The 18,421-nt window shown below is 58.1% G+C and carries 16 protein-coding genes; 9 read left to right on the top strand and 7 right to left on the bottom strand.

What is annotated here, in order from left to right; genetic code table 11:
* The 3 genes from P0D89_RS29800 to P0D89_RS29810 all read left to right on the top strand — a co-directional run bounded on the left by P0D89_RS29800 (position 1) and on the right by P0D89_RS29810 (position 2,657).
* Positions 1 to 975, top strand: coding sequence for an LLM class oxidoreductase (locus P0D89_RS29800; RefSeq protein WP_408363212.1), 975 nt, complete (start codon positions 1 to 3; stop codon positions 973 to 975).
* Between the two features lie 246 nt (positions 976 to 1,221).
* On the top strand, positions 1,222 to 1,374 hold the full coding sequence (locus tag P0D89_RS29805) for a hypothetical protein (RefSeq protein WP_408363214.1): 153 nt from the start codon (positions 1,222 to 1,224) through the stop codon (positions 1,372 to 1,374).
* 185 nt (positions 1,375 to 1,559) lie between these two features.
* Positions 1,560 to 2,657, top strand: a complete 1,098-nt coding sequence (locus tag P0D89_RS29810) for a hypothetical protein (protein ID WP_408363216.1) — start codon at positions 1,560 to 1,562, stop codon at positions 2,655 to 2,657.
* Between the two features lie 155 nt (positions 2,658 to 2,812).
* Here the strand turns inward: P0D89_RS29810 and P0D89_RS29815 are convergent, their stop codons facing one another.
* The 3 genes from P0D89_RS29815 to P0D89_RS29825 all read right to left on the bottom strand — a co-directional run bounded on the left by P0D89_RS29815 (position 2,813) and on the right by P0D89_RS29825 (position 7,069).
* The gene (locus P0D89_RS29815) at positions 2,813 to 3,514 is read right to left on the bottom strand and encodes a ferredoxin reductase domain-containing protein (protein ID WP_408363218.1); all 702 of its coding nucleotides are present in this window, start codon (positions 3,512 to 3,514) and stop codon (positions 2,813 to 2,815) included.
* 711 nt (positions 3,515 to 4,225) lie between these two features.
* Positions 4,226 to 5,443: a sensor histidine kinase gene (locus P0D89_RS29820; protein ID WP_408363220.1), complete on the bottom strand. Its 1,218-nt coding sequence runs from the start codon at positions 5,441 to 5,443 to the stop codon at positions 4,226 to 4,228.
* A 1,152-nt stretch (positions 5,444 to 6,595) separates the two neighbouring features.
* Positions 6,596 to 7,069 (bottom strand): PRC-barrel domain-containing protein, encoded by a 474-nt coding sequence (locus P0D89_RS29825; RefSeq protein ID WP_408363222.1) that lies wholly within the window; start codon positions 7,067 to 7,069, stop codon positions 6,596 to 6,598.
* A 171-nt stretch (positions 7,070 to 7,240) separates the two neighbouring features.
* Here P0D89_RS29825 and P0D89_RS29830 point away from each other — a divergent pair, with 171 nt between their 5' ends.
* Positions 7,241 to 7,501 (top strand): DUF2442 domain-containing protein, encoded by a 261-nt coding sequence (locus P0D89_RS29830; RefSeq protein WP_408363224.1) that lies wholly within the window; start codon positions 7,241 to 7,243, stop codon positions 7,499 to 7,501.
* Positions 7,502 to 7,972: 471 nt separating this feature from the next.
* Here the strand turns inward: P0D89_RS29830 and P0D89_RS29835 are convergent, their stop codons facing one another.
* From P0D89_RS29835 to P0D89_RS29845, 3 genes are all read right to left on the bottom strand, one after another.
* Complete coding sequence (locus tag P0D89_RS29835) at positions 7,973 to 8,110, bottom strand: Rossmann-fold NAD(P)-binding domain-containing protein (protein WP_408363226.1); 138 nt, start codon at positions 8,108 to 8,110, stop codon at positions 7,973 to 7,975.
* A 90-nt stretch (positions 8,111 to 8,200) separates the two neighbouring features.
* Positions 8,201 to 8,566, bottom strand: coding sequence for a hypothetical protein (locus tag P0D89_RS29840; RefSeq protein WP_408363228.1), 366 nt, complete (start codon positions 8,564 to 8,566; stop codon positions 8,201 to 8,203).
* Between the two features lie 257 nt (positions 8,567 to 8,823).
* Positions 8,824 to 9,561 carry a hypothetical protein gene (locus P0D89_RS29845; RefSeq protein WP_408363230.1) on the bottom strand — a complete coding sequence of 246 codons (738 nt, stop codon included), beginning with the start codon at positions 9,559 to 9,561 and terminating at the stop codon, positions 8,824 to 8,826.
* A 1,136-nt stretch (positions 9,562 to 10,697) separates the two neighbouring features.
* On the opposite strand from P0D89_RS29845, the gene P0D89_RS29850 reads away from it, so the two are divergent.
* Entirely contained in the window at positions 10,698 to 10,961 is a 264-nt protein-coding gene (locus P0D89_RS29850) for a helix-turn-helix domain-containing protein (protein WP_408363232.1), read from the top strand.
* Positions 10,962 to 11,100: 139 nt separating this feature from the next.
* On the opposite strand, the gene P0D89_RS29855 is transcribed toward P0D89_RS29850, so the two are convergent.
* A complete protein-coding gene (locus P0D89_RS29855; RefSeq protein WP_408363234.1) occupies positions 11,101 to 11,322 on the bottom strand; it encodes a hypothetical protein in 222 nt (73 codons plus the stop codon).
* 615 nt (positions 11,323 to 11,937) lie between these two features.
* Between P0D89_RS29855 and P0D89_RS29860 the strand changes: the two genes are divergently transcribed.
* The 4 genes from P0D89_RS29860 (at position 11,938) to P0D89_RS29875 (ending at position 18,226) form a co-directional block, all read left to right on the top strand.
* The gene (locus tag P0D89_RS29860) at positions 11,938 to 12,270 is read left to right on the top strand and encodes an antibiotic biosynthesis monooxygenase family protein (RefSeq protein WP_408363236.1); all 333 of its coding nucleotides are present in this window, start codon (positions 11,938 to 11,940) and stop codon (positions 12,268 to 12,270) included.
* A gap of 1,056 nt (positions 12,271 to 13,326) precedes the next feature.
* Positions 13,327 to 13,548, top strand: coding sequence for a hypothetical protein (locus P0D89_RS29865; protein ID WP_408363238.1), 222 nt, complete (start codon positions 13,327 to 13,329; stop codon positions 13,546 to 13,548).
* A 45-nt stretch (positions 13,549 to 13,593) separates the two neighbouring features.
* Positions 13,594 to 15,957 carry an alkaline phosphatase family protein gene (locus P0D89_RS29870; RefSeq protein WP_408363240.1) on the top strand — a complete coding sequence of 788 codons (2,364 nt, stop codon included), beginning with the start codon at positions 13,594 to 13,596 and terminating at the stop codon, positions 15,955 to 15,957.
* Positions 15,958 to 16,762: 805 nt separating this feature from the next.
* Positions 16,763 to 18,226 (top strand): mechanosensitive ion channel family protein, encoded by a 1,464-nt coding sequence (locus tag P0D89_RS29875; RefSeq protein ID WP_408363242.1) that lies wholly within the window; start codon positions 16,763 to 16,765, stop codon positions 18,224 to 18,226.
* Positions 18,227 to 18,421 lie beyond the last annotated feature (195 nt).

Raw genomic sequence — 18,421 nt, forward strand, 5'->3', positions numbered from 1 at the left:
TTGCGAAAGTCGCAGACCGCGAGCGGCCAGCAGGACCACGCGCAAACCACCGTGAATCGCGTATTCGCAAACGATGCGCTGAGTATCGGACTTACGCTGCCGCTACTTCGCACCGGCACTGTCGTCGCCGATTTCGACGAGCAGTTGACCCTCGCACGACTCGCCGACGAACGCGGCTTTCGCGCGCTCTGGGTCCGCGACGTGCCGTTGAATAGCGCGGACTACCCGGACCCGGTCGGACATCTCGACCCGTGGGTGTTTCTCGGCGCGCTCGCGATGCAGACCCAGCGTATCGCGCTCGTGAGCGGCGCAATCGTGCTCACGCTGCGTCATCCGCTGCATATCGCCAAGGCGGCGCTGTCCGTGAACATGCTCAGTCACGGACGCTTCATTCTTGGGCTCGGCTCGGGCGACCGTCCGCCGGAATACGCGGCATTCGGCGCGCAGTCGGATGAGCGGCGCGAGCTGTATCGACGTCACTGGGAAACGCTGGCGGCCGCGCTCGGCAAGCCGCCCCGCGTGATTCCCGACCGGGCGCCCGAAGGCGCGCCGAGCTTCGAGCTACTGCCCGCGAGCGCGGACACGGTGCCGCTCCTGGCCGTGGGCTCTGGCGGTCAGAGCGTCGACTGGATCGCGCGGCATTCGCTCGGGTGGATGACCTATCATCGGGAGCCCGAAGCGCAGCGCGCCCGTTACAGCATGTGGCGGGCCGCCGTCGAGCGCGCGGCGCCCGACGCCTTTCGCGCGTTCGGCGTGGCGATGCGGCTCGACTTAAGCAACGATCCGCATGAGCCGGCGCAGCCCGTTGCGCTCGGCTACCGGACCGGCCGGCACGCATTGATCGGCATTCTCGACGCGCTGCGCGCCGGCGGAACCCATCACGTGACGTTCAATCTCGCGACGCAGCGCGCTGCCGCCGACGTCATCGATGAACTGGCGCGCGACGTGTTGCCGCGATTCCACTTCGCCCAATAGCGCCACGCGCCTACTTCGAAATCTTCTCCAGTTCGAGCCCTTTGGTGCGCGGCCCCATCAAGCCAATCGCAAGCATCACGATCAGCATCGCGCCCGCGATGGGCCTGGCGGCAGCGAAAGCGGTCGCCGGGTGTTGGCGACCCCTAAAGATTGGCCGAGTTAAGAATGGCGCGTTCGCTGACTGCATGGTCGAACTGTATGGCACGTGCAGGGGAAAACAAACCCTCGAGCCGACGGAGACAACTCATGAAATGGTTTCAACGGCTCTCCGAACGGGTTTTTCGGTTTGCTGAGTCACGGGAAGATATTGACTGGGTCGCGAAGTGGGTCGGCGGGACCGTCTCAGCCCTCGCCTTAGCAATGGTCTTCGAACTTGTCGTCGCCTTGATACTTAAGTAAAAAATCCGACTTGGCAGCGCCGGCGATATTCTCTCGCATCGACCCATCATGGGCTTTGAAGCGAATCTTGGGATTCAGCAGCAGAAGTCATCTTGCAGCATTAAAGAACTGCTTGTTTGAGAACGAAGCGGTTGACCCGGCTGTTGTAGGCGAGGTTTGAACCATATGGCCGAAGGAGTGAGCGCATGAAAGTCTCTGAGCTGCTTTTACGCCTCAACGATGCCAGCCCTGACGCTGTCGTATTGCTGCTACCAAGCTACTCCAACTATACGGAGGTAGAAGAGCTTCGCGACGTCGCCTCGGTTGCAGAACCGTGGATGTGCGAGCGGCACCGTGATGTCGATGGGACCACCACCGAAGTCCATCATCCGGCGGGCCGCGGCTACACCCTTGATGGGGACGCGGCAACTGATGAAAGTTGGCCTGAACACGTTGTCATCCTGTCGCCGCAACCAGGAGAAATTGATGCGTGGCTCCGAGGCGACCCGGAGGTCGTGTCCGACAACGCTCCCCTTAAGGACGGTATCCGTGAGCAAGCGCTGCTCGCGCGGCGCAAGATGGTCGCAGACGGTCGGCTTCTGTCCGCAGACGAGTTCCGAACACAGCTCGGCGTTAGCAAGAAGCACTTCGGTCGGCTACTGAAAGAAGGCAGCATCTTCGGCGTCGACGTCGATGGTCATCTTTGCTATCCGGCCCTGCTGGCTGCCTCACGACATAAACGCAAACGCCTGCAGGCAATCTGTAGAATCATCGTTCCCGCGCCACCTGAGAGTCGACAGGACTTTCTTTGGTCAGCTCGGGGCAGTTTGGGTGGCAGGAGCCCGCTGCAGATGCTCGATGATGACAATGACTACAGGCGGCTCCGCGATTTGGCCAAAGCGTGGGCTGCAGAATACTCGCGTACGTCAGTAAAACTGTACGAGGGCGAGCATGAGTCCGAGCCTATCGGGATAGAACCCCTCTACACAGCGATAGCGGAAATTGACGCGCTAAAACCCCTGTGGACAAGGGCATCAAAGGCGCTGCATGACCACGGCTACCAATGGCCTCTAGGCCCTTACCCGGAAGCTCGAAGGTTCACCCTGTTTGTTGAACGCCAGTCGACAGGCTACGCACAGGCGGTCCTGGAAGCTTGCGTGCAAATCCTCGCAAAGAATGACGTTGTCCGCGTAAGGACAGGATTTGCATCGGGCACGCGTGACTCGGAAACGGTGTCGGTCGGCAAGCACCGAAACGTTGTTGATGTCGCAAGGAAGGTCATCGCCCATCTTCGCAAACGCTAACTGCGACTCGGGTACCAGCTTCGCAAACAGCTTGGTAACGTCGAAATTGTCGCTTCGCCGCTTCGTCGACCACGCGAACCTCATACGATGCGACATGGCAGCAGGTCGCGTAGGCGATGAGAAGGAATCTCGTAAGCGGCTTCAACAGCGTCGTACTAGCGTTCTCCGAACGCTCTCTCGCCAAGAACGATTTTATGCACATTCGAGGGGTAGACCCACTGGAGCGCCTGGCATTCGATAAGCTTCATGAAGGAAGGCGGTCCGCTGCAGATTACATGAGAGTTCGCGTGGGTGGGACTCACGGCGTGAACCGCGACGCTCGCAATCTGCTGCTCGCTTAGACCGATTCGGTGGTTAATCTGAGCATGGTCGCGAAGTTCGTCCAAATCCGCCCGGAAGACAGCTCGCTGGGATGTTCGAGCAAAGTTGTGAACTTCCAGGCAGCATCCCGCCGCCGATGCGATATTCCTTGCGACACATGCGATAGCTTTGACTCCAACGCCGGCTGAGAACAGGATGTAGCGCGCGTTTTGGTCTATGACAACGGCGGTGTCTCGCGGTGCCCCAATGTAAATCTCATCTCCTCTGTTCCAGAGAAAATCCGAACTTGGCCGGTTTGTTCCTCTATCGGCGTCTTGCCGTACTCCTACGATAAAGGCGTCACTGCGTGAAGGAATGTGCCACAGGGGGTGCGTGCGCCCGACTCGGCTTCCGTTGTCTCGAGCGAGGTCAACTATCGCTCCGTCTTCGAACGGCGGTAGTTCCGCACGATGCTTTGTCTCCAATTCAACCGCGTGATAACCCTGAGCGAGCGGCCACTTCCGCGTCACAATCGCCGCTATCAGCTTGTCGTTCATCTTTTTGCTCCACTACGAACATGCAGAGGTTGGGAAGGTGCCCGGTAAGGCAACGCAGAAATGCGGTCGACCCGAGGCTTAATATTCAAATGTCGGATTCAGGGTAGGACGCGTCTATGCCGACGGCAAGGTGCGATGGTTGAATGCCGCTTATATGACATCCTGGATAATCATGTGAGTCGGCTCTTGTGGATTGAGTTTGCCCGGCGCACCGAGCCAGCCCATTAGCGGTGCCGGCTCGTTCGCAAGCGGACGGGTCGGTCCGACCCGCATTTAAAACTGTGCTGCGACACCCGCTTTATCAATGGCATTTTAGGCAATCCACGCCGGTGCCGACCTAGGAGCGGGAGAAGCTGTGAAATGACCGATTGAGGTTCGTGCAATGGGGCTCGCCGCGCGCACCATCTGCGGTGCCCACTGCAACGTTTTGGGAACCTCTCCTTTCCGGGCGCAAGCTGGGGATTCGGATATGTTTCCTCGCGAAGGGTCACTGCGGTTGATGGTCGACAAATAGCTCACTCCGGGCGCGACTACTTGCGTCCGGATAAATCGCTTGTATCTGGCGGGGACTACCGTGGGGTGCATCCGGCTTGAGAAACGTCGGGCCGGCGCACCCCTAGTCACGGTCTTTTTTCGGCACGGCGACGGCGGTTGGTCAGTATCTCCTCCGCAGCCGGGGCACCCGATGATGGACGCGCATCGATTCGCGGCTTAGCTCCGAGCGTGCTCCAACGGAATCCTGGCGGTAAAGCAGGTACCATCGGCGACGGTCGAACAAGCCTCGAGCATTCCCCCGTGGGCCTCGACGATTTGTTTGCAGATGTATAACCCAAGGCCGAGACCGCCGCCAGGAGCGCTCGAAGGTGGCCGCCAGTAAGGCTCAAACACTTTCGGAAGCATGTGCGAAGGTATCAGGTCTCCACCGTTCGAAACGGACAACGACAGGTGTGTTTTGTCCGCGGTTGCACGAACAATCACTGGCAAGTCTGCCGCCCCATGCGTTAGTGCATTTCCGAGCAGGTTCGAAAGCAGTTGCTGGAGGCGAAGAACATCGCAATCGACGGGCCGGTCGAGCGCCACTTCTGTGGCTATCTGGCGCGAGGGATTAGCATCGCGAAGTTCGTCCACGACCGCGAGTAGAGACTCGCTCAGCTCGTCGACTTTCTGAATCGACACGGCAATGCCAGCTCCAAGTCGTCCTCTCGCAAAATCCATCACATCGTCGATTAGCCGGCTCATCCGCAGAACCGTGCGTTTCAGACGGTGACCTGCATTCACCAGGTCCGGGTCTGTTGGCCGGCGCACGAGTAGCTCGGCCGTAGCATTGACCGCGGACAATGGGTTGCGTAAGTCGTGGCCGAGGACCGCAATGAACTGCTCCCGAAGGTTTGCGGTTGCCCGTTCATCCAGCAGCGCTGCTTCGGTGGACCACTGAAGTTGCTCGCTGTCCAGTTGCATGGCTATCAGATTGGCAAACACTTCGAACATGCGGACAACGCGCGGCTCGGAGACTTTTGCCGGCCTCGGGTCGATTGCGCACAAGTTTCCAAAATACTCGCCGCTCTGGGTGATGATAGGCACGGAAATGTAACTTTCGAGCTTATATATCGCAGGAGTGTGATGCCCTCTGTAGGTGACGTCGTCGCTGAAGCAGTCGACAATGATTGGAACACGTGCAGCCCTCGACTCGAAGCACAGTGTTGTATGAATCTCCAGTTGCCCGCCTGGCTTCAGGCCGAAGCCGATGTTGTCCTGCACGGCACACGCCGTCCAAGTCGTGTCAGTCACACGGGCCACCGCCGCGAAGCCCATCCCTGTTTCGTCGCAAACCATCTTAAGCATCGATGGCACCGCGCCGATGCGCGCTATCGCGCCAATGTCGCGCGAGAGCGCCTCCGAAGATTCCCGCGAAAAACCCAGCTTTTCCATTAGTCAGAACATCATGAATTTTTAGGTCGGAGCGACGGCGCTCGCAGGGCGGAAAACTCAAGATGGGACCAACAATATCTCTACGGGATTAAGGCGGTTGTTCCCCCGACAAGGGGCTCGGCCCAACAACTCCAATTCCCATGGCTAGCAGACATGGCGCTGAACCTCAAGCTGCTGTGGACTGTCTGCCGCATGCCTAGACACCGAGTTTGATATTCCCCAATGCGACGTGTCGGGGCTTATCCGAGCCATCTCTGAGAATGGCGGACGGCTGCCTGCAAGCAAGCGCGACCCATACGGGCATCTACCGGACAGGCTTTTGAGTCGCATCGAACAGATTGTCCGACAAGCGTTTCACCTTTGCAGCGATAGGCACGAGTAAGTCACAAGAGTCATCACGAAAGACTCCCCATGCGGTCCCGATGCCCGCTGGTGTTGCCGAACACTCGACGCTCCCAATGAGCTTGGGCTGCGCCACGGAGCGGTCCACTGACCGGGCACTGAGCGCTGATGTCGCGTTGGGGCTGATCGAGCGGTATCAATCGGGCTTTTTCAAGCCGCTTGGGTTATCAGGCGTGCCGGGCGACGCACGCGTCGACGTCCCAGCGCCGCCGGTGCGGTCCGTGGCGCCCACCCCGGGCGTTGCGGAGGGGGAGCCGGTCGTTGGAGCTGAAGCCGGCGTCGAAAGGTGCGCACCGCTCTTCGACCCTGCATTTCCGCCTTGGTGACCCATTCCTGAGCCGCTAGCAGCTCCCTGCCCATGCACCGCTCCTGCGAGGGTCAGCGCCAGCGCACCGACTGCAAGTAGTCTCATAACCATACAGCCTCCTCTGTCAAAATGACTCGACAGCGCGCGACTTGCACTAACGGACTTATGAGACCCGCGCGCGCTCGTTTCCGCGAGCGCTGCAGGAAATGCAACTGTTCGTTCCTTTGAAAGACGCCCTGACAGTCACCTCGTCAGCGGGCCAGTGGCCTTGATGCCTTCCCGGCCGCTTTTGGACAATACCTTCAGACCGCCCGAACATGTCCGCCAATCCCGCCATTGCAGCGAGCCTTGCCGGCGTACCTACGCCGCCGCGGCGGAGCGCGGAAGCGTAGATGCCAGACCTACGGCCCAGATAGCCGTCTGGGTCGGTCCAGGGGGCCGTGTTAATGCTCGCTCGGCCTGATGGCAGGGTCGTTTTCCACCACTTCATGGGTCGCTGACCAGTACGGTTCCCGGTTGTAGTAGGTGTGCATCGACATTCCCCACTTTGCGTCTGCCATGGTGGGCCAGTGGTCCTTGTCAAAGCCGGGGTCGTCCTTGAGGCGCTGCGCCGCAATGTCGACGACGAAGCACTTCTCATCCGTATCGAGAGTCAGCGCGCTCCACGGGATAGCGTGCAGGTTAGAACCCATTCCAAGAAAACCGCCCTCAGAAAGCACTGCATAGGCGATGCGACCGTTGCGGACGTCAAGCATGATGTCTGAAATTTTTCCAACGTGTTCGCCATCAGACGACATGACCTTGTTCCCATCGAGCGTTGCTGCGGCCATGATGTCCGGCCCCGGGCCTTCGCCGATACCACCGCCGACGATGTTAGCTCCGCCTCGGGTACCACGTTGCGGGTTGATTGAGCCCATGATTCACCTCCTTCGAGAAAGGTACCCCGTGGCGCGCAAGCGGTGTGCCCGAGCCGGCGGCGGCAGAAGTGCAGCCATCGCCAGACCTTCGAGAGGGCTTGTCGGCGTTTTTTTGTTGGGCGCAACCTGCGACGACCTGTCGTTCAGCTGCTTCCAGCTCAGGAGGTGACCATGCGCGGCGTCGTAGTTGACGTGCGATTCGACAATACACATCTGCTTCTCAACCTGTCCGACGGTCAGTCTGTGCGATTCCCGCTGGCCTGGTGCCCTGTTCTGAAGGCCGCAACGGCAACGGAACGCGAGCACTTTGCGATTTCGCTCGACCAACAGCAGTTGTTCTGGCCTGAAGTCGAGGAGGACGTGAACATTGCCGCGCTGCTTTCCGGCTTCGGGGTCATAGACCGCTCGGTTAAAAGGCGGGGCAAAACCTGAAGAGCGAGAGTTCTTCTCAGCGGAACCGGGAAATCAATGCTTGAGCGTTTGCCCGATGACATTTCGTGCATCGCAATTGCATCCGCCCGCATTCCGTCGTCTGCGAGGAAAGCGACCCGCCGCCTCGGCGGCAGCGGGTCAACTGACGACGCCGGTTCTTCGTTTGTTCTCTTACGCCACTCCCCGCTGGCGCCGGCTCGGGCCTTTGCGGCTCTCATCGCAGCATCCTCTCCGGGAATCGCCATTGCGTCCGTGTGTTTGCGCACAGAATCATCTGACAAAAAATCCATTTCGGGCCGCGTCCACCCAAGCTGCGGAATGTCCTCATCCAATTCACATGGCTGAGGTCACCGTGGAAATAGCTCGAACTCGTCCGACGCGAGGAATGTCCCTAGGTTCGCGACGTCTTCTGCTTCGGCCCAGCGTTTCAGGGGAATTGCATCCGTGAAGACCCTATCGAAGTCCTTGTCGTCAAACAGCGGGCCCGGCCCATCGCGGCAAGTGTTCGGACACACAGCCCGGACTGACGAAATTGTCCCGTTTCTTGCTTTGCAGTTCGAGTGTCGCCGACTTGCCGAACGCCTCGCCTCCTGCATTCACGATGCTCATGGCGAGGCTGCATTTCATCGGATGTTGAGTCAGGATGCCGCTGGTTAGTGTCAGGGACGGGAGCGGCAACGTCTGTTTCCTGTCTGGACCTCACATCGCCTCGACGACGACGGGTTTGCGTTCGACTCCGAGCAGACCTTCACCAATGCTAGGTTCTGCCTTCGCGATATCGTCCAGTGACGCTACGGACAGTTGTTCGTCCAGAATTGAGAATGCGACGCGAAGCCGCGTGTAGTCGGCATCGTCTAGAAGCCATCCGCCGCCCTGCTTTTCAGTGGCATCCAACTGCACCACCGCCGCCTGTGCCTCTGCTATGTACCCGATTTCGTCTGACTGGTGTCCGAGGCGGCAAAGCTCCCCGGCGACCAAGAGATATCGACCCAGCGTAGCAAACAGCTCGCACGAACCGTAACCCAGGAGCAAGGCATCCAGCGCGGTATAGCACTGCAAAAGCATTGCCCGCGTAACAGGCTCGTGTGTCGCCCGGCCACTCTTTACACCTCTATTTAGCGGTTTCACTGCGTGCCCTCCGGTTGCGGCTGCTTTTTCTGTCCGAGCGTGTACGGCCAGGTATCAAATCATTTGAGGCCCAGCACCCGCAGCACGGCATCATGTACACCATCGGGGTGAAGTGGCGAGTGTTCCAGGCTGCTAAACGGAATCACGAACCACAAGCCACAGAATAGGAACCTCGGCGAACAAAAAGCCATTCTTCAACAAGTTAAGGGGTGGGTCTGACCTCGCGACCGCCGAACTTGAGAAGAACGGGAATCCAGGTCCTTGCCTTCAAGGTCCGGGCGCTTATTGCGCGCAAATACATCGAACAGTAATGGAGAGCCGCCATATTCTGCACAGAAGTCTCGCACGCGCTGTTGAATCGAGCGATAGCTTTGCTGGACTTCGTCCTCGCTTTGTAGCAAGTTGTACTCTGAAAGTTTCGTGTGTAGGTCGCGAAGCACGCCTAACGTCGGCGCGTCCAGCACTACGTGTCCGTTGGCAAAAATCGCCTCAAGTACGTGCGGCCGCTTACTGCATTTGACGCGCAACGCTTTGATGTAAATGTTGGCCAGCCGCGAAGCTTGCAGAAACGGCAGGGGTGGGAATTCGATTTGATGGGCCTTACCGCGCGTTTCGGACGCGCGTTTCATTGACCAATGGGCGCGAATGTCTCGCACCATTTCAGCCTGCCAAACGTCGAACGCGGCGCGGTCGCTCAGATTCGCGGCGTCAAAATAGCCTGGCGCCAGTTGCTTCGCGAACTGCCGGTCGGCCCATTCGTTGAACACCGCCAGCGGGCGATGCGGCCCACCGGTGTATCCCGTCGCGACTCCCCGAGCGCTCTTTGTGTCAACCCCGGCGTGTGTCTCTTCCTTCGCGTGACGGAACCATCTCTCGGCCTCGCCAAGGTACTGCTGGTATTCCGCTGCAAGTGCGGCGTTGTCTGCATGCATGGACTTCTCGTGTCTTAGTGAGGGGGCACGCGTCGACCCACGCCAATGAATCGAAAAGGTGCGAACGAACGCAACCGCGAGTTGACGCGTCACGACGCAGTGCAATGTGGCGCCCGCAATCGCTGCGGCCATATGACGCTAATTGAGGTGCACGGAGAGAGTCGCCACGGCGCGCATCGTGTGCCTCCTGACAAGACGGCGGCTTGGAAAAAGCGAGCGCGAACGTCTTGTCGGTCAGACAGTGAAACTGTCCAGAAGTCGACGACATCGATTGTCCACGGCACCTGTCCACTGTTTGACATTCTTGAGATTCTAGGGGGCCTTCAAACCCAGCGGCAAGTAAAAAGGTGGTAAAGGACGTCTTGCTAACCGGTGTGAAGAACGTGGGAAGTCACCGTGTCGGCGTGCATTTTCGAACCCGTCGCCGCGGGCGCGTTGGTCTCGGCAGCGATTGGGCGTCCAGCTTCCTCAGCGCTGGGCTGCGCGATGGTGTTCGCCGGGTGTCGACAACTGTAGGAACTGCAAAACGACGAAGGTTCCATTACTGGATGGTGACAGTCGGGACGCCAATTGAATCGGCCTATCACGGAGCACTATTTGAAGAAACATTCTTTCCAGACAGCTAGCCACTCGATTCGTTTGCGCCCTCATAGTAATGACGCTCTCGTCCCGTGGTCGTCGTCGCGATGTGCGACGAAGTCGCGCAACGGTACGTGCCTCTGTTTCCGGACAAGCTGTACCTGTCGGTGGAACTTCCCGGACCCACTGACGACAAAAGCGGGTGATGCGAAACAGGAGCAGCCTTCGAGCGAGTATTTCGACAGATTTCGTCGTCGGGTGAGAGTTTTTATTGCGCTCCCACTTCACGCGTGGAACGCGACGCGCGAATTCTCGCCGTGAACGCGATAGCGGAAACGCCATTCGTGTCGATTGCCGTCGGCTGAACCTTGGCACGTCGCGACGTGGAGACGACGTGCAGCAAGAAGCGTTTCGATGCACTGAAGCTTGCGCGAACGACACGCCTGTCCGGGAGCTAGCGCTCGGCCGCAAGCATCAGCTTTGGCGCCGCGTCATACATTCGTAGCGTGAAACACATAGGTCTGGTCGGGATGAAGTCATATGGAGCATTGCACGCCATGAATCGTCGCATGAATTTGGATGCACATCTGGAGAACACTCGCAAAAACAACCCTTCCAGACGGGCCTTCGCAGCACGGCTGGACATGACCATCAAGCGCGCAAAGGTCACTTCCAGTCGGGTGGCCCGGTTTCTCGGCGTACCAGAAGGTGACGTGACCCTTTGGCGCGCCGGAGTTACCGTTCCGAAGTGCACGGATTGTGAGCGCCTGTCTGAACTTCTCGACGTGGACGTCGCCTGGCTATGCGCAGGTCAGGAGTAGGCAACAGCGTGTCATGGCAGTTCTCGTCGCGGGAACCTCGCGTGCGTAGCGCACGAGCTCTGTGTACACTTGCAGGCCTTCATTTTCTGCCCTTGTTTTATCATTAGCCCTGGTTACAGAAGTTCCGTTCCGTCCGTGTTTACGGGATACTGTCAAGCAATCTTTGCAGTCGTTCCGCTTGGACGGGGACAAGTCCCGGTGTCGCTAATGCCTGGAGTACACGCTGGTGCCAGTAGGTTCGAGAGAATAACCAATCCGCCCCGTCCTCGCTAAAAACCTGCTCGAGATGGACAATTGCGCTTTCGATGTTTTGGAGGGTGTAAGGACTTTTTCCCAGCACATTTCTATCTTCAGCGGTCATGGCACGCTCCGAACTTGCCGGCATGTATTGCCGGCGGTACGCGGGGTCGAAGGCCGGGTTCGATAGTCATGCTTAAACAGCATAGCAATATAATTCCATCTAAATGCCAAGTAATGCGAATTAAAATTATGAATGCAAAAATTCATTCAATGCGAAGTCGTGACGAGGCCGAGACACCGGACGTTGCGTCCAGGCATCGTGAGATGCAGCGATAGTCGCGACGGACTGATTCTCGCCGCTCCGGACTGTCCGCCGCAGCGTTGGCACTAAAAGCACGCACAGGGTGAGCAGAGATGGGCACGCGCAGGCCGTCGCGCATCGCGCGCCCTTCGATTTTCGGCAGTAGGGGGAATATGGTCCGGCGGTCGCTCGCTCGATGCGCAGACGTGCACCCCTACCCAACTTCACCTTCCGTGCCCGTATCAGTCGACGAGAAGCCAAGTGTCCCATTTCCGGCCGTCTCCGAGAGCAAGTTCGATGTTTTGTCATGGAAGCGCTGCTTGACCCGCTGGGGCGAACGAAGGCAGTATCAGAGACGCGGCGCATTGCCATACCGGCGAACTGCCAGTGGGCATGTGCCTGCCGGAGCCCAACTCCATCGGTGAGGAGACGTCCATGATAGAGGTGACGAATACGTACGACCTGCAGCCAGGCGTCAATCTGGAGTCTTACGCCGAATGGGCCAGGAAGGCGGCGGAAACGATTGTGCAGCAGCCCGGTCTGGTCGAACTTCGCGCGAACCGGAATTTGCTCGGCGCCCCGCAGATTCGAACGACCACCTGCTGGAGGTCTACAATCGACTGGGCGACGTTCGCAGACGGGCCATGGCGCGCGCTGGAGCAGGAATTACGGACCTTCGCGACCAATTTCAAGGTTGAGATGTGGGGACCGTCGCCGCTCCTGCCGACGCCACTCCGTCCGGACCCAACCGGCGGTGCTGGTGCATGAGCAGACCCACGCGCGTCGTCAGCATCGAAACCGGTCGCGGCAGTCCGTCCGAAAGAGCTATTTTTCTGGCCGTCTGCCTCACCTGACCCAGATGCTCGCGTGCTGTGCTCACGAATTGCAGTCGGTCAGACACCGACTGCTTTCGTCAGAGGCGCGGTAACCGTCATGCGCCACGGGATTGTGTGACGATGCGAATTGCGCACTGCTTATGATTCTCATCGCTCCTCAGTCGCCGTCATGGCAGCGAAAAGGACGTCGAACTCAGAACCAAAACATTGGACGTACTTCAGTTCGCGCCGCGGCCAGCTTACCGGTGAGGGTATCGCGAGAGCGTGCAAATTCGACAATCTGGAGTGCTGTATCGCCCTTCCGAAGAATCGAGGCGTATAGACTGACAACATAGTTCACGGCAACCTGCATATCAACAACGGGGATGCCCGCATTTTCGTTTTAAGCTCAAGAACGAGCGCTCGGCACGTGTGCTTGAGGTACATTTGAAACAAAATTTTAGAGAAAAGCATAAAAGCGACTATTCGAAGCGAACACACCGGAGCAGCGGTCACCTTGGGAAATGGCGGATTTTCGCTATCCTTGAAGGGACAACCCAAGTGGGAGTAGGCACGCAAGGTGGAGGGAGCGCACTCCGAGTTGAAGTACGCAGCGGCACACTCGCACAAGCATGGCGAACTGCAGGGCACGGAAGCCCGAAGCTACCCGAGGGTAGCGACTCAACCCGCGCAGGGGTACGGACGTTCCTTGGCCGTGCCGATACTCTCGATGGTCCAGTAGCTTGTTGTTCGGCTGTGACATAGGCGCTGTCGCAATGCACAACTCGCGCACACGTCCAAGCGTCTCACCTGGTTGGATATCGCACTGCGGTGGCACACCGTACGAGTTGCCAATGTGCGCTACCGAACATAGGCGAATGCAAAGCGCGAGGCTTATCTGGCACTCGGTATAAGCTTACAAATCAAAAGGTTTGACCTCTGCGAACGTCAACCGGTCCGTTATCTATCGGATTTCCAGCGCGCATGTTGCGAATACACGGAGATAACAATGGCAGAGAAGCTGGCGGTATTCCTTTCCCAAACGCTGAGGAAAAAGAAAGAAGCGGTTTTCAGCAATTTCAACAGGCAGTTTCTCGCTCAGAGTGACTCCCGATTTTCAACGAACATGTCGAGGACCGTTGTCGCAGTTCAGCCTATTGTCGGCCAGGCACCGGGACTGCTGGTCAGGAAGAGAAAATGCACTCCGAGCGCACATGGCGCACACGTTTAAGCCACTTCAGGGCAAGTTCTGACTATCCTGCAGGCGGAGGTGGGCATGTATCAGATTTCGGTTGTGAATCGCACGAGTTGCATTGCGGACCGGGAAATGCATCGTGTCCTCCGTGCCATCAATCGGCAGATTGCCGAAGATTTTGAGCCTTACTGGGCATTTGGCGGCAGACTTCGTGTCGAGGGCCTCGTTGGCCCGGACACCGACCTCACGCAACTCAAAGAATTGCGCGGCGACGCCATCCTTTACGTCCTTGACTCGGCTGCTTCAAACGACGTGCTCGGATATCACGACCAGAACCTCGCCGGAATTCCCTATGGGTTTGTCTATCTGGACCTCTGCAAGACGCTCGGCGAAGAATGGTCGACCACCTTGTCTCATGAAGCACTCGAGCTTATCGGTGACCCGCAGTGCAATTTGCTCGTGCAGGGACCGGACCCAAACGGCGATAGTCGCACCGTCTATCATTTTTTTGAGATGTGCGATGCCGTGCAAGCCCAGACGTACGTCATCGATGGCGTGACCGTTTCGAACTTTGTTTTGCCGCACTATTTCACTCCGGGCGAGGAGGAAGGTGCGCGAAACGATTTTTGCGGTACCGACCTGAAATCGTTTGGAGTCGGTTCGGGAGGATATATTGGTTACTTCGACCCGACGAAAGGCCAATATAGCCAGTTCTTCGCAAACGATGCGCTTGCACGGCAGCGCCTGAACGCAAAGTCAGGCGGTCTCGGTCGGGTCGTGCGCCGCAGCAACATGCAGAATGAACCGACCTCGCGCAAATTTCAGGTTACCGAACGGTTTGCCGCGGCGGCAACAAAGGGCGTCGCAGTCAGCACATTTCCCGACGACCCTATCCGTCACGTCATTATGCTCATGATGGAGAACCGGTCCTTCGACCACATGCTGGGGGCGCTCCAGGTCTTCAATCCAGATATCGACGGGGTCGACCCTCAGAATCCCGGCGTCAATCTTGACGCCGAAAAAGGTAACGCGCCCCACAAGCAGACTCCGTCTGCTGCTCAGTTCGTCAGCAAAGATTTCAAAGTCCCGCACGAGTTCGAAAACGTGACCAGACAGATTGCGGACGGGATGACGCACTTTGTGGATGAGTTCCGGCGTGAGAACCCGAATGCTCCGGCTACTGAAGCTGACCAGGTGATGGCGTATTTCAAGGATGGCGACCTGCCAGCATTGCACGCGCTGGCGAAATCGTTCACGGTATGCGATCGATGGTTCTCATCGATGCCGGGACCGACCTGGCCAAACCGCTTCTTCGTACATAGCGGTACGAGTCTTGGAGATGTACTCATGCCAGACGGTGCCATCGACACTGTGCGCATGTTTTTCGGTAGGTACACCCAGCGAACGATTTACGACGAGCTCAATGACAAGGGCATTTCATGGAAGATTTACCACGGTGGTGTGCCACAATCCATTGTGCTCAGCCGTTTGAAGCGCCTGTACTTCACAGATGGCTTCCAGGAGATGGATGCATTCCTTGACAACTGCAAAGGAGCGGAAACAGATTTCCCGGCATATGCCTTCATCGAGCCACGGTATTTTGATGGATTGCGCGGCGGCGAAAACGACCAGCATTCCCCAGCCGGTGTGGTGGCAGGCGAAAAGCTTATAGCCGATGTTTACAACGCAATCCGGGCAAATCAGGCGTTATGGGAATCGACGCTTCTAATCGTCACCTATGACGAACACGGCGGCTTTTACGACCATGTCGTGCCGCCTGCGACGGTGGCGCCGGACGAGAATACCGACAATTACACGTTTAGCCAGCTAGGCGTGCGCGTTCCCGCTGTTCTTGTTTCTCCGTGGGTAGCTAAAGGTGTCGACCATACGTTGTACGACCATACGAGCGTTTTGCGTTACGTCTGCGAGAAATGGGGTCTTCCGGCAATTTGTCGTCGGACGGCATCAGAAGCGGGCGAGCATCAGTCGGGCACGTTTGCGTCGACCATTTCGCAGGCGAAGCTTCGTACTGACACGCCGGAGAGCATTTCGGCCCCCGCTCAGTCCAGCTTGATGGCCCAGAAGCAGAAAGGAACGCCGTCGACCTTTCACGATGCCCAGACTGCTCTTGTTTCATACGCCGAGCTTGTACGGCAGGAACGCGAACGCACGACGGGCCGCTTGGCCGCGACCCGGCCTGCATTGGCCATAAAGGGCAACGGGAAGACAGCGCCGGTTCCGGTTTCCGAGCGTGCGAAAGCAATAGAGAAGTGGTTGGTGCAGGCAAGAAGAAGCGCAGGGTCTAAGCCCGTCGCGGCGCCGATATCGGTACCGTCAGACATCTCTATGTCCGTGCCGGGTAAGAAGGTCCCAAGCGGTGGGCACCACAAACCTAGGCCGAAAGCCAAAGGCCGCACCGGCACATCCAGGTCCGGTCGTACTTAACCGTAGCCCGGCTCGCAATTTCCCCCGCCGTTCGACGAACCGCTGTCGCCAACTCGGTTACAGCGGTCGCCTATGGCGCCTCCATCCAAGGCACACGCCATCACCACCCCGTACCCGCAAAACCGAAATCGCAATTTCAACACGGACGGAATCTAGCGCCGAGAACTCCGTGGCATCAAGCATCATGTCGACGCCTGCAATTGCCCCGAACTCAACGAGGTACAGCTGATTCCGAGCGTCAGCCACGACGATATCAGTCGCAGTTAGACCGGCGAATCGGCCCGTGGTTGCTAATCGGCAACCGTCGACAATGGCTGCTGCTGTTAAAGCGTCCGAATAGTAGATGACGCGGTCAATTCCGGTGGGCAGTTCGTTATGCAAGTTGAGGGCGAAATACAGCTCAGCTCCCCAGCGCAGCACCTCTGGGAATCACCGCGCGCAATTTTCCGCAAAAGGGGCGTTAGTTTTTCGACGTTTGCAGCGGCCATCTTTGCGTCGACTGGCTCCCTGTCAATTTGATGCGCCGAACGATGTGGATGGTCGAGGCTCCAGGCTTCTTGAATCAACCGGGTCAGAAGGTCACGATACTCGCAACTCCCAACGAGTACTTCGTGAACGGCCCAATAACAATCACTTCCCTCCGTCACCGCATGAGCACGAGCGATTTCGACAACAACGGAAAGCAAGCGATGACGAAGGGTTGCTCGACACGAAAGTGCTGTCGACAGGCTGCTCCCGCACTTCCACGTGTGCGCGTTCAGATGTGTATCCTCTTACAGTCGCCTGATAGGAAGGAGGAGCGCCTGTGGAATATCCGCTAATTCTCGGATTCGGTATCGTCGTTTTGGACGTCATCGTATGGCGCTTCCGGATGCCTGCAAATGAACTGGTACGGCTCTTCATCCGGCTGGCGCTTTTTGCTGCGCTGAGCTGGGTGCTCTTCTCCTCCGGTCTAAGCCCAATCACTCAAACGGCTCCTGAGAGCGCGGCCCAACTGCACTGGTTAGGGCAGGTGCTCGAGATAATCTGGTGGCTGATGGGTGCTCGTCTGCTCACTCTCTCACTGGACACACTGCTGTTGCCAAGCGCCTGGCGAAGGCAACGGCTATTCTCGGACGTGTTCGGGGCCATAGTATTTCTGGCCGCAATCGTGGCTGCCCTCGGCTTCGTGCTCGAACTGCCGGTGCGTGGCCTCGTCGCTACATCAGGTGCGCTCGCTATTGTGCTGGGTCTGGCTATCCAGAGCACACTCAGCGACGTGTTCGCGGGCATAGTGCTGAACACCACCGAACCATATTCAGTCGGCGACTGGGTGATAATTGACGACGTCGAGGGCAAAGTAATCGAAATGAATTGGCGGGCCACGCACCTGCTGACTGGTCAAGGGAATACGCTTATCGTGCCGAACGCTGTTGCATCGAAGGCGAAAATCTTCAACAACAGCAGGCCAGCAGATGTTCACGGTTTATCACTCGTCCTTGAGATTGAGCCCGAGGCGCGGCCGAAGACGGTGCTTGATGCTCTAGGCCGCGCTCTGAAGGGCTGCAATACCATCCTGGATGTTCCATCTCCGTATGCACGCATGAGGCGCACCACACTAAATACGGTGCAATATGAGGTTGTCGCGTTCGTCGACGACATGAACAAGAAGCTCGCCACATCCAACGAACTGTTCGACCTTTGCTACCGGCATCTTGCCGCCTCAGGCGTGACGCTGCGCTCGCTTGGCGTGCCCGGGCCGGCCTTTGCCACCCATGATGCCAAAGAGGCGTTGCTCAGCCGCGTCAGCCTGTTTGAGAGTCTGACCGGCGATGAAGTGACACGGCTTGCAGAACGCCTTTCCCGTCACGAGTACCAGGCGAATCATCAGGTACTGGCGCCCGACACGGTGCCAGACAGTCTTTCTATCGTGTACTCGGGCGTACTTTCTGTGAAATTCGCCGAATCGTCAGTAGACCGCGAGATTGCCCGAATTGGCCCGGGTGAGTCATTCGGGGAGGCGGGCTTGCTAGCAGGGCTGTCGATGCACGTGTCGATTTCGACTCTCACGCCCTCTGTGCTGTATCAGCTAGGTAAGGACGACATGACGGCGTTCCTCAAAGACCATCCGGAGGTCGCAAAGCAGCTATGTAAGCAATTAGCCTACCGGCAGGACGCGCTGGGTAAGTTGACGACCCAACCTTCTGTCGAGCAGGAACAAGGCAATTCGCTCTTTCAGTGGCTGTTTGACAAAGTTCGGCACCTGCATTCGCTGCACGATGATTCTTAGACTATCCGATGGCGACTCATGAAGAGGCCGGTGTCATGGACCGCACTGAATTCCTTCAAGCCACGCGACAATTGGCTGCAGCCGCCGACATTCTAGCCAAGGCTGGACCTGAGGACTCGCGATTCGATGCGTCTCAAATGCTCGCATTTTTTCGCCAATACGACCGTCTCGGCCCCAGGGTCGCTGCCGTCGCGC

Source organism: Paraburkholderia sp. RL18-085-BIA-A, assembly GCF_046027075.1.
GTDB lineage: Bacteria > Pseudomonadota > Gammaproteobacteria > Burkholderiales > Burkholderiaceae > Paraburkholderia.

Excerpts from the sequence above, each read along its gene's own strand:
- P0D89_RS29805 (WP_408363214.1), top strand. The coding sequence starts at position 1,222 with ATGAAATGGTTTCAACGGCTCTCCGAACGGGTTTTTCGGTTTGCTGAG.
- P0D89_RS29810 (WP_408363216.1), top strand. The coding sequence starts at position 1,560 with ATGAAAGTCTCTGAGCTGCTTTTACGCCTCAACGATGCCAGCCCTGAC.
- P0D89_RS29815 (WP_408363218.1), bottom strand. The coding sequence starts at position 3,514 with ATGAACGACAAGCTGATAGCGGCGATTGTGACGCGGAAGTGGCCGCTC.
- P0D89_RS29820 (WP_408363220.1), bottom strand. The coding sequence starts at position 5,443 with ATGGAAAAGCTGGGTTTTTCGCGGGAATCTTCGGAGGCGCTCTCGCGC.
- P0D89_RS29825 (WP_408363222.1), bottom strand. The coding sequence starts at position 7,069 with ATGGGCTCAATCAACCCGCAACGTGGTACCCGAGGCGGAGCTAACATC.
- P0D89_RS29830 (WP_408363224.1), top strand. The coding sequence starts at position 7,241 with ATGCGCGGCGTCGTAGTTGACGTGCGATTCGACAATACACATCTGCTT.
- P0D89_RS29835 (WP_408363226.1), bottom strand. The coding sequence starts at position 8,110 with ATGAGCATCGTGAATGCAGGAGGCGAGGCGTTCGGCAAGTCGGCGACA.
- P0D89_RS29840 (WP_408363228.1), bottom strand. The coding sequence starts at position 8,566 with ATGCTTTTGCAGTGCTATACCGCGCTGGATGCCTTGCTCCTGGGTTAC.
- P0D89_RS29845 (WP_408363230.1), bottom strand. The coding sequence starts at position 9,561 with ATGCATGCAGACAACGCCGCACTTGCAGCGGAATACCAGCAGTACCTT.
- P0D89_RS29850 (WP_408363232.1), top strand. The coding sequence starts at position 10,698 with ATGAATCGTCGCATGAATTTGGATGCACATCTGGAGAACACTCGCAAA.
- P0D89_RS29855 (WP_408363234.1), bottom strand. The coding sequence starts at position 11,322 with ATGACCGCTGAAGATAGAAATGTGCTGGGAAAAAGTCCTTACACCCTC.
- P0D89_RS29860 (WP_408363236.1), top strand. The coding sequence starts at position 11,938 with ATGATAGAGGTGACGAATACGTACGACCTGCAGCCAGGCGTCAATCTG.
- P0D89_RS29865 (WP_408363238.1), top strand. The coding sequence starts at position 13,327 with ATGGCAGAGAAGCTGGCGGTATTCCTTTCCCAAACGCTGAGGAAAAAG.
- P0D89_RS29870 (WP_408363240.1), top strand. The coding sequence starts at position 13,594 with ATGTATCAGATTTCGGTTGTGAATCGCACGAGTTGCATTGCGGACCGG.